The 403-nt window shown below is 47.9% G+C and carries 1 protein-coding gene; it reads left to right on the top strand.

All coding sequences use genetic code 11. The annotated features are described in order from the left end of the window. The coding region (locus tag Y882_RS20575) for a hypothetical protein (RefSeq protein WP_211259219.1) at positions 1-341 on the top strand (341 nt) is incomplete at its 5' end. Positions 342-403 lie beyond the last annotated feature (62 nt).

Below are 403 nucleotides of genomic sequence, written 5' to 3'. Positions count from 1 at the left end.
AGAATCTTGTAGACAATCTGAAAGCTTCGTCGGGGGGGAGTAAGGTGCCTTTCTCTGTTTTAATTCCGGATTCGCGTTATGGTGTTGGGGTGACTCAGGGACTTGTCGTGTATCCCATCTACGGCGATGGTAAATTGGGTCTACCAGACACTAACGAATTTATTGCCGAGGGTAGTGCGTTTGAGTTCTTGATGGGTACAATGGCGGCAGGTTGCAGCGCAGAAGAGGCTGTGAGATTGGCCTGCCATTACTGCGATAGCTGTGGTCAGGGTGTTGACTTCTATGACGTAGCTTATACTCTTAAAATGGCTCAGTGTGCAGACGAGGAGGAACCATTTTGAAGAAACCTAAGACTGGTCTGTTTCTTTGTATTGGTGGACCTTTTGACGGTAAGCGTATACGC

The organism is Dyella japonica DSM 16301, assembly GCF_001010355.1.
Classification (GTDB): Bacteria; Pseudomonadota; Gammaproteobacteria; order Xanthomonadales; family Rhodanobacteraceae; genus Dyella; species Dyella japonica.
Note: the sequence above shows the minus strand (reverse complement) of the source record. Positions and strands in the feature narration are given on the sequence as shown.